We start from the raw sequence: 14573 nt of genomic DNA, 5'->3' as shown, positions 1-14573 counted from the left end.
TCATGCCTGGCCGTGAACTGAGGTGTGCTACCATGCAAGCAGCCAGGCTCCACGAGTATACAGCGGACATGAGCAACGCGCTCTCGATCGACGAGATCGATCGGCCTGATCTCGAGCGATCCGACCAGGTGGTAATCGAGGTCGAGGGCGCGGGATGGTGCCAGACGGATAACCACATCATCGAAGGGATGTGGGCCGACTACGCACCGCAGGATCTACCGATGACGCTCGGACACGAAAATGCTGGCATTGTTGCCGAGACCGGCGACGAAGTGACGTTGGTCGAGGAGGGTGATCCCGTTATTTGCCATCCCGTCCAGACGTGTGGCATCTGTCGTCCCTGCCGACTCGGCGAGGATATGTACTGTGAGAATAGCGCGTTTAACGGTCTCACGACCGACGGTGGCTTTGCGGAGTACCTCCAGACTAACGAGCGTGCGGTGATCCCGCTTCCCGACGGTGTCGACCCGACCGAGATCGCACCCCATGCCGACGCTGGCATCACGGCCTACCATGCCGCAAAGAAGGCGGTCGACGAACTGAACCCCGGCGACACCTGCGTCGTTATCGGCGTTGGCGGTCTCGGCCACATTGGGCTCCAGTGTCTGGATGCAATGTGTGCCGCCGATATCGTCGCCGTCGATATCAAAGATGAAGCGCTCGAACTGGCCGACGATCTCGGTGCCCATCACACGATCAACTCCGTCGATGAGGACATCTCAGACGTTATCGCGGACATAACCGACGACGAAGGCGCCCAACAGGTGGTCGACTTCGTCGGCCGAGACGAGACGACTGGTCTGGCGCCGGAAATCGTCGCCGCGGGCGGCGACCATCACATCGTCGGTTACGGCGGCCATATCCACGAACCCAGCCAGGCGCTCGTCGACGGCGAGTTCTCCTTTCGGGGAACGTTGGTCGGCAAGTACGCCGAATTGCAGGAACTCGTCGCGCTCGTCGAACGGGGCGCTGTCCAGTTGCGAACCGAGCGCCACGATCTCGACGAGATCAACGCGGTTGCGCAACGACTCGAGCACAACGAGATCGAGGGCCGGGCGGTCGTCCTCCCGACCTAACGCTGTGTGGTGAACGATTTTGCGGTCTGATCCGATGACTGCCACGTGGATTCTACCCGTTTATGGTCGAGATAACAAACACCGTATTACTCAAAACCTGTCCTATGGACGACCTCACAGGATTTCAGCGCGACTTGCTGTATGTGATCGCTGGCGCTGATCGACCATCCGGACAGGATATCAAAGACGAAATTGAGGGGTACTACAGTAGCGAGATCAATCACGGACGGCTGTATCCGAATCTCGACACTCTCGTCACCAACGAACTCGTCGAAAAAGGGCAACTCGATAGACGGACGAACTATTACGCGATCACAAACGACGGCGAGCAAGTTATCGAGGACCGACGGGCGTGGAAGTCACAGTACGTCGACTAGCTACGAGAACTGTCGTGATTGCGTGCGGTCTCTAGTAGCGAGTCCAACCTGGCCTCCAAGCGGAGTTTGCTGCCCCCTTCCGCCCGGGTTGCGGAGTCGGCTCAAAGAACCGATAGATTTTCATCACTCGCTTTGCTTCGTGGTAGCGTACTGTTTTCTCGCGGCCGTGGGTATCTCTGTCGGTCCGTAGCGCATCGAAGGCAGCGTGGTTAGTTTCGTGACAGTAGTGTGCAGTGTTCGAGTTCCCGCTCGCTGCGGGAAAACGGGATACTCACACCATGACAACCACCGAAATTCCACCCATGGAACCACTTGCACCGGTAATCGATCAGATGCGTGAGATCGCTCGAGAGGAACTTCCGGAGCCACAGTCGTGTCGAGTGACGCTCTGGGACGATGGCACATTCGATATCAACATCTATCACTCGAAGGGAGGCGATAAACGGGAGTGGATCACCTACGAACGGTCAACGAGTGAGATCGTCTATCTGTCCGTCGATGGCACGGGCTGGGAGACCGAGTCGTTCGCAACCGAAACGCTGCATACGCCGACCTATGACGAGAGCGAGGCGCGGGTAATCACGACAGTCGAACCACCTTACAAGTAAATCGCCCCGGGACGACTAGTCCAAGGTACTCGCCCTGCTCCGCTCATGGACACTCTGCGTTTTTCTGATGTGTTTGTCTGGCTTTGATTTGCCGTTTTGTCGGCTGTCGCTAGCGAGGTTTGGCAACCCCGAGAGGTTTCAGGTGCGCTTGTGAGCGTACCCAAACTAATTTCTCGTACTCGGTAGTCCATGCTGAACCGCCGACGATTGAGGGCGAGGGTGTCGTCACGGCTTGGCTTCGAGTACGAGGTTAAACGGCGTCTCGGTCGCTCGACGGAGCCGACTGAACCCGCCCTCAGTGATCACCTCACGGAGGCGCGCTTCGCCACCCTGTGCTCCCAATACGGGATCACCACCTTGGTCGAGCGAGTTCGGGACACAGGCCATCGTCGAGGCGCAGTAGAACGCTCTCCCAACCGGATTCAGGTTATCCTCGATCCGGTCGTTGGCGAACGGCTCGACTACCATCCACGCCCCGTCGCCGGCGAGTGTTTCCCGGACGTATGACGCCACGCCGACCGGATCACCCATGTCGTGGTACGCGTCGAACATCATCACGAGGTCGTAGTCGGTCCCGTGGTACTCCTTCGCGGTCGCTACTTCGAAACGGATGCGGTCCGCAACACCCGCCTCTTCGGCTCGCTCGCGGGCCACCTCGACCGAGTGATCGTGATAATCGATGGCGACGAACTCCGAATCGGGATAGGCTTCGGCCATGACGATCGTCGATGCACCGTGACCACAGCCCACATCGGCCACGCGCGCACCGTCCCTGAGCCTCGTTTCTATCCCATCGAGCGCGGGGATCCACTCACCAACGAGATTCGTCTCGTAGCCCGGCCGATAGAAACGCTCGGTACCGTGACACACGTCTTCGTCTTGCTCGTTCCAGCCCACGCCGTCACCGGTTCGGAAATCGGCTTCGATCTTTGAGAGGGTCTTCTGATAGCCTATCAACCCCTGGTACCCACCAACGAGAAACGCAGGGCTGTCTTCGTCGGCCAGCAGCGCCGCTTGCTCGGGAGTGAGGCTGTAGCGGCCCGTCTCGGGATCGTAGGTGACGTATCCGCCGGCCGCCCCCGCGGCGAGCCACTCGTTGACGTACGGTTCCACGGTGTCGGTCCGCTCGGCCAACTCGACGGGGAGGAACGGTCCGCCGTCGGCCAACGCTTCGTAGAGGCCGAGCTTGTCGCCAATGACGATCAGTGGCGCGTAATAAGCTGCCCCGAGCTCGTTGACGGCCATTCCGACGAGTTCGTCTAATTTTTCTTCGTCGACCGGTGCGTCGGCGGTAGTCGGTGGTGCCATACTCGGATGGTGGACGGCAGACGTATTGGCCTCATCTACTAAAACGACGTTCGCCGACGCGAACGCCGTTTCAGGACGTGAGAGGGATTTCGCGCCGCGTGCGGGATAGAATTACTACCGCTGCTGTCCTACGCTGCGCTAGTGAATGACATGGACCCTCACGAAGACGACCGATCAGCTGACCTCGTATTCAAGCCACCTGCGTCGCCGATCCTAGAGGCAGTCCTGCAGAACGCGCGGAACCAGCAGTACCTCGGTAAGCGCCTCGATGCGACTGGCAACCGAATTGATCCTGACCGCCTTGTCGACATTGTGCGCCACGGTCCGGCACTCGAAGCGCTCCGCGAGAACCCACTAGACCGTCGAGAGATCGAGGAACAGCTCGACGTCTCGCGGGCGACGAGTCACCGCCTGACGAAGTGGCTCGGCGAACAGGGGTTCGTCGAGAAGAGTGATGGTCGGTTCCAGTTGACCGGACGGGGCGAGGCGGTTACTGACGAAGTACTGCGGTTCGAGGCGAACGTGAGCACCGCCCACCGGATGGGGCCGCTATTGGACGTGATCTGCCCGCATCACGCGGAGTTCGCCATCGAGCCGATGGTTGATGCAACCGTGACCGTCGCGGAACCGGCCGATCCGTATCGGCCAGTCGAGCGGTTCATCTCCCTCGTGAGCGAGTCGGAGACGTTCCGGGGATTCAATACAACACATCTGGCCCCGTTGAACATCGGTGAATTCTACCACCACCTATTCGACGCTACCGAAAGCGAGATCGTTTATCCATCGCACATCATCGAGAATATATTAGACGTGTATCCGACCCGGGCGAACGAGGCGATCGACCACGGGAAGCTAACCCTTCGGACCCGCGAGGAGTTACCCTACGGGCTCGCTATCTTCGATGAACGCGTTGGGATCGGTGGATACAACGACGAGACGGGGCTGATGCAGGCGTTCGTCGACACGGATTCGTCCCTGGCCCGCGAATGGGCCGAACGGGTCTACGCATCAGTCACGGCAGATTCTACGGCACTTGACAGCCGGATGGAGCAGTGAGATCTATTCGTATCACCGTTAGAATCAACAGCCAACAAACACGTCGAAACCCGCATCCGAATCGAAGGCGCGTATCAGTTCCCTTCTTCGAGGTTGCACGCGATCCGCAGTTTTGGAGTCGCGTCTCTCGGACGTGACGTACGTTCGGTTTCACATCCACTGGTGGCAGTGAAATTCACCACGAATGCCTCCTCCAGTCGATCACGTAGTCATCGGCTATTCTCCCAGGGCTCCCACCGTCGACACCGAGAGAGTCGTCGGACACGTTCGAAGCCGGCCGTTCGGAGTCGATCCTCGAGCAATTCGTCGGGCCGGTGTGTTTCGTCACTTCGAGGAACGCGCGGTCGACTCGCTACGTATCTGTCCTCTCCTTTCTGGACACCACTTCGGTGTCCGCAAAGCGCGTCATCGAAGCAAGAGAACCCAGAGCTTAGCCCTGAGTCGATTTGTTCCACCGAGAGAACGCTTGATACGGCTGAAGCCTACGACGCCGGGGACAGGAGCGTATCCATCTCTGCCAGACTGAACAGCGACCAGTTGTCGTCAAGCTCCTCGGCAAGCCCATCAACGAACCCGCTTTTCGAGAAGAGGGCGAATTCCTCGTCGCGAGCGTTTGGCCCCCACCGCACCTGCTCAGCGTTGTCTTGCAGCGTCGTCGCGAGTGAGTACCCCACGGGCTCCGTCGTCCACTTACATTCCGCGAGTAGCACTCGGTCATCATCCGGAGCAAGGCCGACGATATCGATTTCGTCTTCGCCGTACCACCACCGACCCACTTCCGAGTAGGGGCCGAGTTCATGTTCATCGCGTCGAATCGCTGCCCAGACCGCTTCCCGGCAAACATCTTCGAACGTCGTCGCAACGTAATCGGGAAGATTCGGTTCAATAGTGTTGTTATAGACGACCGCTGGCGCTTCTTCGATGCTAGAGCGGTTGGGTTCGACGAACCGGAACCAGAACCGCAGGAATTCATCGGCGACGAGGTATCGGGATCGCTTCGACTGCTTCGCTGACGCGGTCACTGGAACCTCGCGGTCGATGAGACGCAGTCGGCGCAGTGTCTGAAGGTACTTCGATAACGGTCCCGAGTCAATGCCCGTCGCGCCGGCGATCTCATTCGGGGTTGTATGGCCCGTTGCGACTGCCTCAAGAATACTCATGTACCGGGCCGGGTTTCGTAGCTCGGTACGCAGCAGGAATTCGGGTTCGTTGTAGAGGACCGCTGTCGGAGAGAGTACCTCCGTCTGGATGTTTTCGGCGAGTGGCTGGGTATAGTCGAACAGCGTGAGATACATCGGCGTTCCTCCGGTAACGGCGTACGATCGAATCGCGTCTTCGAAGTCGTACGCGATGGCCTCGCGGGCCTGCTGGAACGAGAACGGTTGGAGGTCGATTTGTCCCGTTCGGCGGCCGTAGAGCGGGCTTTCGTGGGCGAGGATTTCGGATTCCATCGTGCTGACGCTGGAACCGCAAAGAGCGAGCATCGACTCGGTGTCCTGGAGCCGTTCATCGACAAACGACTGGAGATACGACGGGAGCGAGTCGTTTTCTTCGACGAGATAGGGAAATTCGTCGATAACAACGATGAGCGGTTCGGCGGCGAGTTTCTCGCCGAGGTAATCAAAGGCGTCGTCCCATCCATCGATACGGGGAACCCTGTCGTCGAAGTAGTCAGCAACCTTTTCGACGAATTTCTCACGTTGGCGGCTCTCGGCTTCCTGCGACGCAAGGAAGTAGAGATGTGGTTGCTCCCCACAGAACTCTTTGAGGAGTTCCGTCTTTCCGACTCGGCGGCGGCCGTAGACGACGTAGAACTCGTGTCCCGGTGACTCAAACGCCGTCTCAAGGGCGTCGAGTTCTGCTTCTCGGTCGTAGAAGGTCATACTCTGGATAATGATTACTGCGATAATGACTTATAGTTTCCTCCGTCTCGAGTGCAGTTCCGGTGGGAGAACCAGCGGGTCAGTCCCCACTCAAAGCACTACTATACCGGTTCTATCGGAATCCGCAATCGGCGAGACAACATCCCGGCGATACGTGCCAGTGTCTATGTACTGTCTCTTTCTTCTACTTCGCCCTCAATTTCGCATCGTGGAAGTCGTTGAGTGCTATCCGGCAGCCGATGTATGCCGCAACGACAGCGGTTACAAACACCATCACAAGCAGAAGAATAGTTTCAGCGACCATACCAAATAGTAGATTACTAGCATGTATTTGTTTTTTGGTATGGCGGGGTGTTCGATTCGAATCTCTGCAACGGCTGTTTCGGACAAAATCGCATCGGAATCGATAATCGGCCGTTTAGCCCTTCTAATCACTGTTCTGTCGCTCTATTCCGCCTCGCAATGAGAGAAAGACATATCACACCGTTCGGCGTAGAACTCGTATGACAGAAGCCACAGCGGACAAACAATCCGCCGATACACAAGGGGAGTGGATAGCGATTGGGGCTGGAATGGGAATGGTCGTAGGTGCAGCAGCAGGCTCAACCGGTGCAGGTCTCGTACTCGGAGCCGCTGCTGGGGTTGCGTATGAGGAAATCAAATCCCGCACAGACTAACAAGACGCCTCTCAAGAGCGATTGAAAAGCATTACTCATCGCTACATGCTCGACCAAGGTTCGAACACTTCGAGGAGAGTAGTTCTATTTGATTTTATTTCATGTAACCACTACCCAATTTATCGACTGTGATTGACGCTGTCCGGTGGTTTGACACGGGAAGATAGTGGTGAAAACACCCTCCTTCTCACCGGTCAGCGGTAGATATAAGTCGATACCGTTCAACAATTAGAACGGAAGCCATTAAATGGACACGAAAGTGTCCCGGATGTTGCACCATCCGAGACGTGGCTTCCAAACCCATCCGGGGTTTGCAAGCATGTTTGCGTACATTCTCACGGGATATAAACATCCCGCACGACTGATGCATCGCACTATTCAAGCAGTAACACGGCTCTCCTGCGGTATTGAAGGGCCTCTGAGGTGGCGCTCAGCATGACCGACGGTACCGGTCCCGAGTACAGCACGAACACGGCAGGTGGGACCGAGAAGAGTCGCAATGACACTGTCAGTACCGATTCTGCTCGGACAGCAGTGACGTTCGAAACGAACGACTCGGCGGACGGTGATCAGGGATCTCAGCCGGAACGCGACGCCGTCGATGACGGGCAGGCGCCCACTGATGGCCTTCACGAAGCACTCCGTAACGCCGAACGTGACCTTAGAGAGATCGACGAACAACTCCCCGGTCCACTGACGCTCAACGACTCGCTCACTGAACTCCGCACCACCGCAGACGCGTACGCTCGGCTCGGTCCTGCGTGCTGCAATAGCGGCGACTAAGCCACCGGAATAGCGCAGCCGCTCGTCGGAGGTCGACCCCTATCTTTCTCGGGGGTTATGTCCTCTTTTGCAGGTCTGCAGAAGGACGACTGATCCTGAACATGCGCCTCAGCAAACGCCAGTATTGTGAGGATCAAAGAGAACCTGGAGGGCCTGTGATAGATGAGACTAGTGTCGATGACCGACGACGGGATCGAATATCTGCGAGCGCACGCAGAACCGCTCGCACCGGAAGGCGAAACGACCAGCAACTGCTGGCTGTCTCGTATCGAAGGCACAGCCCAGTTATCCGGGGAGCAAGACCGATGTTCAGTCGATGATGAAACACACGAACCGAACGACTAACGGATTACCGGTCGTAACGATCGAACATGGACAGACGCGAGATCCGTGAGGCCCGTGCGGACCTCGACGGACTATCGCTGGAGGCGGCGATCGCTGTCGTCGACGAGCCGGCGGAGTCAGACACGGTACGTGAGACGCTCGCTATCGTCGCCGAGGACGGTGTCATCCGCCGGACGGCCGTCGACGGTGCACTGGCGAACGCTTCGAAAGTAGTAGCGACCGCAGAGACGCGCGCAGAACTGGCGGCCACCTCGCTGGAAGATGTCCGCGACATCGCCGGACCCGTTTCGGATTTAGATCTCGTCACGAACCGTCTCAACCCCTTTGAGACGCGTCTAGAGATTATCGAGGATCNTGAGGATCGGACAACCGATCTCGGGGATCGCATTCAGAGAATCATCGATCACAAGAACGATGGCGATCTCTACGACCTCGCCCGGGAAATCCGGCGGGTTACAGCTACGGCCAATGAAATCCAGCGCGCCGCCGACAACCTTCAGCTCGAACTAGGGAACCTCGAAGAGTGGCTCGAAGACCCCGACCACCGGGTCGCAGAACTCGTTGACGATATCGATGCATTCGAGCAGTCGCTAGACGAACTCGACGGCGTCGCCACCGATCTGGCGGCCGACGATACTGAACTCGAGGACGACGCTGCGGTTGTGTGGGTACAGGGGACGATCCAACACCGCGTTACTGCACTAATGGTAGATGACATACAATATGAGCTGGCAACGCTCCGAGAGTGGGCTGATCGTGAGGGGGCCGATCGACCTGCGGGCGTCGACCAGCGACTCAACGACCTGGAGGCGCATCACGACGCTCTGGGCGAGCGGTTCGCCGACTGTGCCGAGTCCACGTGGTACGAGCGCTTTGGCGACCGGGTGGAAGATATCGACGATGCGCTGGGTGAGATGGAGCCACCAGTTGCGTGGAATGAAGTCGAGGCAGTCATCACGGAGCACCAACCCAGCGTCGAGTAGCGACGCTATCGCCGGCGACAGCGAGACGGAAAACCGATGACAGAAGGAGCAACCGACTGACAGCGACTGGAAGGCTGGGATGGCCGTTGAAGCGTCAAGTTCAGTTGTCGAGATTCTCAGCGCGGATCGCGGCCCGTACGGCGATCTTGGCGATAGCGTGGCCGTGGTCGGCGGTCCTGCGAAGGTGGTCGAGTGCGCTGGTCAGCGCGACCGCCGTGGGAACGGACTCCACGCGTGAGCCGTCGAACAGCGTCCGTTCGAGCGTATCGACCGCCGTGACGGCATCGTCGCGGTACTTTATCGCCTCGTGAGCCGTACTAACACCGTCTTCGTCCTCGAGGATAGCGGCCACCGCAGTATCAACGGCGTTTCTGGCGTCTTCGGCAGCCGAACGTACGTCCCCGGCGATCTCTTCGGAGAGCGGTTCAGGGAGTTTTTCGGCGATTCGGGCGGTCCGGACCGCCCGGTCGACGACGGCGCTGAGCCGGTTGGCGGTCGCGTAGTAGTCAAACAGGTCCGGTCGCGAAACGTCCAGTCGGTCGAGTTCATCGAGCGAAATTAGCGACCGCGAAAAGTGCCAGGCGATCATCTGCACGAAGCGGGCGGCCCTGTCGGCGCGCTCATCGACGTGCGCGTGAGCGTCGTCAGCATTGACAAACGCCACTGTTGCGTCCTCGTGTAGCAACACCGCGGCGTACTGAATTTGGACAAGCGATTGGCGAACTGAGACGGTCGAGGGGTCCATGAGGTGCTTGACCGTAATTTCCGTCTCGGACTCGGCAAGGATGTCCGTTCCGACCAAGTCTCGTACCGCCGACCGTGCACTCCGACGCCCAGCGTCGGTGAACGGCTGTCTCGGTGTTAGCGTTACGGTCTCGAAGCCGCACGTGTGGGCCGCCTGGATTGCCTGTTGGATCCTTTCGGGATCGTCACCGTCGATCTCGACGGTCGCCTCGGCCAGTTGTTCGACATCTTCAGCCGAAGACCGGATGACGATCGATCCGTCGAGATGGGTGTACAGCTGTAATTCCATGCCCGGCTCCAACTGGTGGTTAGTCACCCATTTCTTGGGAATCGAGACAGTATGGGTATAGCCGCCGGCTTCCTGTAGTTTTCTCGTTTCCATAGGTGGCGTCATATCTTCGGCAACACGAGTCGGATCATCAGTATCAGTATCAGTATCAGTAGATCAATTCTGGGTCATTCTCAACCATGTAGTGGGTACGCGCGGCGACGTTGACGGCATGGTCGCCGATCCGCTCCAAATCGCGGATCGTCAGCAGTACCCGCGAGACATCGTCCAGTAACTGTTCGATGCCCCAGGCGTCGGCCTCGCGGGCGATTAGTTCGCGTACGACCGCCTCGCTGGCGCGCTGACACAGCGCATCGATTTCGTCGTCGCGGGTGTCGATCGTCCGACAGGCGTCGGTGTCGTCCGCGACGTAGGCATCGATAGCTGCCTGGACTTGATTGCGAACTTCATCGCCGATTCTGTGGATATCGACCTTGGAAAACGCTCTTGAGGCACCGGCCAGCGCATAGCGAGCGAGGTTTGTCGCCAGGTCGCCAATCCGTTCGAGGTCGGTGAGGATCTTGAAGGAGGCGGCGACGAACCGCAAGTCCGAGGCGACGGGTTGCTGGAGCGCTAGTAAGTTTATGCAGTCGCCCTCGAGGTCGAGGTACCGTTCGTTGACGATCTCATCGTTGTCGATCACCTTGCGGGCCAACGTCTCATCGCCGTCTTCGAGCGATTCCAGCGCCTGCCGGAGCTGGGTCAGTACCGTCTTGGCCATCGATTCGACGCCGTCACGTAGCTCGGTGAGCGACTCGCAGTAGTCCTCGCGGGCCATGCGTATCACCCGAACTTCCCGCTGATGTAGTCCTCAACGCGCTGGCTTTCGGGATCCTCGAAAATCTTCTCGGTGTTGTCGTACTCGACGAGTTCGCCACCGGTCAGGAAGACCGCCGTCTGATCGGAGACGCGGGCGGCTTGTTGCATGCTGTGAGTGACGACGACGACCGTGTAGTCTTGCGCGAGGTCTTCGATGAGATCCTCGATCTTCGAGGTAGCGATCGGGTCGAGCGCCGAGGCTGGCTCGTCCATCAGGATGATTTCTGGGTCGACTGCTAGACACCGGGCGATACAGAGCCGCTGTTGCTGGCCGCCCGATAGACCCAGCGCGTTGTCCTCCAGTCGGTCGTTGACCTCCTCCCAAAGCGCGGCTCGCTCGAGTGAGCGCTCGACGAGTTCCTCCTCGCTCTCGGGTTCGGCGCGACCGGTCAGCCGTGCGAGTAATCCTGTCTCGATATCACCGTGTTTTCGCGGCCCGTAGGAGACGTTCGCTCGAATCGATTTCGGGAAGGGATTAGGGCTCTGGAATACCATACCCACGCGCTTGCGTAACTCGACGAGGTCGATCCCATCCTGGTAGATGTCCTCGTCGTCGAGTTCGACCGTCCCGTTGATGCTGGCGCTGCGGATGCGGTCGTTCATACGATTGAGACAGCGCAGGAACGTCGACTTGCCACAACCAGACGGTCCGATGAGTGCTGTCACGCTCTGTTCGGGGATATCCATTGAGACATCCTTCAGGGCGTGGTCGTCGCCGTAGTGGACGTCCAGATTCTTGACTGCGAGTTTCGTCTCGCCGCCGGTATCGTAGTCGACCCACTCCGAACGTGTTTCCTCGGCGGTTTCGCCGTCGGTCGTCGATATCGTCTGTTCGGCTGTACGGTTCATCTCATCAGTCGCGTCGACAGGGTCTGTTTGACTCATTGGTGGAGTTTCTTTCTGAAGTAGTATCGCGTTGCGATGCCGATCGCATAGAACACCAACACGACGAGCAGTAGCGTCAGCGCCAGTCCCCATGCGAACTGCTCGGGAGCCTCGATGTTTCCGCTGAGCCCCGCCGTGATGAGTGCGTACAACTGGTAGGGCAGCGCGCTGGTTGCCTCGAGTAGCGAGGGGTTGGTGACGAAGGGCGGCGAGGCGCTCACCTGGAAGCCGCCGAGGACGCTAGGGGCGGCTGACTTACCAGGCAAGACACCCCCGCCGGTCGTCAGCAGGATGGGTGCCGTTTCCCCGGCGATGCGGCCGACCCCCAAGATGACGCCTGTCGTAATCCCCGGGATCGCCGCGGGAAGGACAACACTGCGGATCGTTTTCCACTTAGAGACGCCCAGCGCAGCGCTGGCGTCGCGGTATTCGTCGGGGACTGCCAGAATCGCCTCGCGGCTCGTGATCAGCACTAGCGGTAGCAGCATGAACCCGAGCGTCAGCATGCCAGCGATCAGCGACTTGTTGTTGCCAAAGCGTGGAATGAGGAAGGCAGCGCCGAAGAGCCCGAAGACGATGCTGGGCGTGCTCCAGAGACCGTTTGTTGCGACTTCGACGACCTGTGTGAACCGGCCCTGTTCGGCATACTCGCTGAGGAATACCGCTGCGCCAACACCGGTCGGCACTGCGAAAAGGACGGCGCCAATGACCAGCCAGATCGTGCCGACCAGCGCGGGGAACACCCCCGCAACATCGGCCAGCAGCGACGCACCGTTGGTCAGGAACGGCCAGCTGATCACTTGTTCGCCACCGATAGAGAAACCATGGAACAAGCCAGGTAACCCTTTGACCACGACGAATGCGACGAGCCCAACCAGAACTGAGAGGATCGAAAGAACAATCAGATATATCAGAACGTACGCACCGACGTTGCGCCCACGGGCACCGAATCCTCCGTAGGCCTTGGCGGCCGCCCAGCCAGTTAGAAGCGATGCAAACATCACGACGACTGGGACAGCAGTGTCACCAAATAGCGTCGCGTTGTAGCTGACGAGCACCCACTCCCAACCCGGACCGATGACGCCGGTTGCGAGCGCCAATCCGCCGAGGACGGCCACGCTCCCAGTTGGCAGCGTCGAGCCGATATCCTCGCGGGAGAACGCGGTCGCAGCGAACGCAATCGTCCCGGTGACCAGTCCAACAGCCATCCAACTGATCGATCCGAGACCTGCCGCACCAGCGACGAGCGCGCCGATCGCGAACCAGACGACTGCGAACGCGACTGCGGCAGCGATACCTGCGCTGGGTTGGGGTTTGGTATCGACGTAATCCAGACGTGAGGCGAGGCCGAATCCAATGACCCCGACTCCGAGCGAGAGCAGCGCTACTCCCAGCACTGTCGATAACCGGATGCCTGCAATGGGAGCAGTGATGTCAAGGATATCGACCAGCGTGCCCAGTCCGACAGCAAACACCACTCCGGAGAGGCCGATCGCGGTGGCGGCGGCGCCCTCATAGCTGCTGCGTCCTTCGCGGACTAGTGCAGTTTCGGTCGCACGGCTCATCACTCGGCCCCCCCGAGGCGTCGACGCATGCGCGCCTCGATGTACTGCGAAGCGATACTGAGGCACAACACGGTCACGAACAGAACGACGCCTGCAGCGAAGAGAGCACTTTCGTGGACGCCGCTGGTGTTACCGTAATTGGCGGCGATCAGCGACGTAAGCGTCTCGTAGCCGTAGAAGACGTTGGTTAGTGGATCAGGAATTGCCTGGGTTCCTGCGAGCATCACCGTCGCGGCCATCGTCTCGCCGATGGCTCGACCGACACCGAGCAGTACGGCCGCCGATATGCCCGAAAACGCCGCCGGGAGTGTGATTGATATCATTGACTGCCAGTCAGTCGCGCCGAGAGCGAGTGATCCGTCCTTCATCGAGTCGGGAACGCTCGTCAGGGCGTCCTCGGCAACGGAGACGACCGTCGGCAGCGCCATCAGCCCGACGACCAATCCGACAAACAGGTACGTCGACCCGCCGTTGAGCGCGAACTCGTCGCTCGCCCACGGGTTGATTATCGTAAATCCGATGAAACCGTAGACGATCGAGGGAATGCCCGCGAGTATCTCGATGCCGGGTTTGACGAGTTCTCGAACGGTCGGCGGCGCGATTTCGGCGATGAACAGCGCCGCTGCGACTCCTAGCGGGGCTGCCACGAGGGTCGCGATGGCCGTCACCATTACGGTTCCGTGGATCATCGGCAGCAGCGAGTAGCGAACGGGATCAGTGACCGCGTCCCATCGCGTTTGGATGAACATCCCCAGTCCAGGCACAGAGACGCCGAAGACGGTCGCGCTTTCGTACTGGAACGCCGGAATCGACTCGACGAAGATGAATACGACAATTAGCCCCAATGTGACGATGGTCACGGTCGTCATGGCGAACGTGACAGCCCGTGCGATGAGGGCCTGATGCCGGACCCACCCGTAGCCAGTCGAAACGAGAAACGTGGCGAAAGGGATGGCCGTCCACGATGACGCCAACAGAAAGCCCGCGAATGCGGTCAGGAGCGACCCCATCGACAGGACGACTATCGCGAGCGCAGCCGGCTCCGTCTCGGTAACGAACTCTCGAGTCCGCTGAAGCCGCTGCTCAACAGGTTTCCTCCAATCCTGAATCCCCAAACCAGTGTGTGAACTCATAGT

General features: G+C 59.2%; 13 protein-coding genes. 6 read left to right on the top strand and 7 right to left on the bottom strand.

Annotated elements, in window-relative coordinates:
- The first annotated feature begins 32 nt into the window (after positions 1-32).
- The 3 genes from C481_RS02970 (at position 33) to C481_RS02960 (ending at position 2061) form a co-directional block, all read left to right on the top strand.
- The gene (locus C481_RS02970; RefSeq protein WP_006107411.1) at positions 33-1076 is read left to right on the top strand and encodes an NAD(P)-dependent alcohol dehydrogenase; all 1044 of its coding nucleotides are present in this window, start codon (positions 33-35) and stop codon (positions 1074-1076) included.
- Between the two features lie 104 nt (positions 1077-1180).
- Complete coding sequence (locus C481_RS02965) at positions 1181-1453, top strand: PadR family transcriptional regulator (RefSeq protein WP_006107410.1); 273 nt, start codon at positions 1181-1183, stop codon at positions 1451-1453.
- A gap of 302 nt (positions 1454-1755) precedes the next feature.
- Positions 1756-2061, top strand: coding sequence for a hypothetical protein (locus C481_RS02960; RefSeq protein WP_152422136.1), 306 nt, complete (start codon positions 1756-1758; stop codon positions 2059-2061).
- 225 nt (positions 2062-2286) lie between these two features.
- Here the strand turns inward: C481_RS02960 and C481_RS02955 are convergent, their stop codons facing one another.
- The gene (locus C481_RS02955; RefSeq protein ID WP_006107408.1) at positions 2287-3369 is read right to left on the bottom strand and encodes a class I SAM-dependent methyltransferase; all 1083 of its coding nucleotides are present in this window, start codon (positions 3367-3369) and stop codon (positions 2287-2289) included.
- 150 nt (positions 3370-3519) lie between these two features.
- Between C481_RS02955 and C481_RS02950 the strand changes: the two genes are divergently transcribed.
- Positions 3520-4425: a helix-turn-helix transcriptional regulator gene (locus C481_RS02950; RefSeq protein ID WP_006107407.1), complete on the top strand. Its 906-nt coding sequence runs from the start codon at positions 3520-3522 to the stop codon at positions 4423-4425.
- A 482-nt stretch (positions 4426-4907) separates the two neighbouring features.
- Here the strand turns inward: C481_RS02950 and C481_RS02945 are convergent, their stop codons facing one another.
- Positions 4908-6308 (bottom strand): ATP-binding protein, encoded by a 1401-nt coding sequence (locus C481_RS02945; RefSeq protein WP_006107405.1) that lies wholly within the window; start codon positions 6306-6308, stop codon positions 4908-4910.
- A gap of 503 nt (positions 6309-6811) precedes the next feature.
- Here C481_RS02945 and C481_RS22070 point away from each other — a divergent pair.
- On the top strand, positions 6812-6985 hold the full coding sequence (locus tag C481_RS22070) for a hypothetical protein (protein ID WP_169331450.1): 174 nt from the start codon (positions 6812-6814) through the stop codon (positions 6983-6985).
- 435 nt (positions 6986-7420) lie between these two features.
- Positions 7421-7768, top strand: a complete 348-nt coding sequence (locus C481_RS02940; protein WP_049904392.1) for a hypothetical protein — start codon at positions 7421-7423, stop codon at positions 7766-7768.
- 1428 nt (positions 7769-9196) lie between these two features.
- Here the strand turns inward: C481_RS02940 and C481_RS02930 are convergent.
- The 5 genes from C481_RS02930 to pstC are packed head-to-tail and all read right to left on the bottom strand — an operon-like array spanning position 9197 to position 14570.
- Positions 9197-10234: a phosphate signaling complex PhoU family protein gene (locus tag C481_RS02930; protein WP_241434639.1), complete on the bottom strand. Its 1038-nt coding sequence runs from the start codon at positions 10232-10234 to the stop codon at positions 9197-9199.
- Positions 10235-10277: 43 nt separating this feature from the next.
- Positions 10278-10946, bottom strand: a complete 669-nt coding sequence (phoU, locus tag C481_RS02925) for a phosphate signaling complex protein PhoU (RefSeq protein WP_006107399.1) — start codon at positions 10944-10946, stop codon at positions 10278-10280.
- A gap of 5 nt (positions 10947-10951) precedes the next feature.
- Positions 10952-11836, bottom strand: coding sequence for a phosphate ABC transporter ATP-binding protein PstB (gene pstB / locus C481_RS02920; protein WP_006107398.1), 885 nt, complete (start codon positions 11834-11836; stop codon positions 10952-10954).
- A gap of 32 nt (positions 11837-11868) precedes the next feature.
- Positions 11869-13437, bottom strand: a complete 1569-nt coding sequence (gene pstA / locus C481_RS02915; protein ID WP_006107397.1) for a phosphate ABC transporter permease PstA — start codon at positions 13435-13437, stop codon at positions 11869-11871.
- Positions 13437-14570: a phosphate ABC transporter permease subunit PstC gene (gene pstC, locus C481_RS02910; RefSeq protein ID WP_049904378.1), complete on the bottom strand. Its 1134-nt coding sequence runs from the start codon at positions 14568-14570 to the stop codon at positions 13437-13439. Before pstC ends, pstA begins: the two co-directional genes overlap by 1 nt.
- Between the last annotated feature and the right edge of the window lie 3 nt (positions 14571-14573).

This window comes from Natrialba asiatica DSM 12278 (genome assembly GCF_000337555.1).
Taxonomy (GTDB): domain Archaea; phylum Halobacteriota; class Halobacteria; order Halobacteriales; family Natrialbaceae; genus Natrialba; species Natrialba asiatica.
This window is presented reverse-complemented; position numbering and strand designations above follow the sequence as displayed.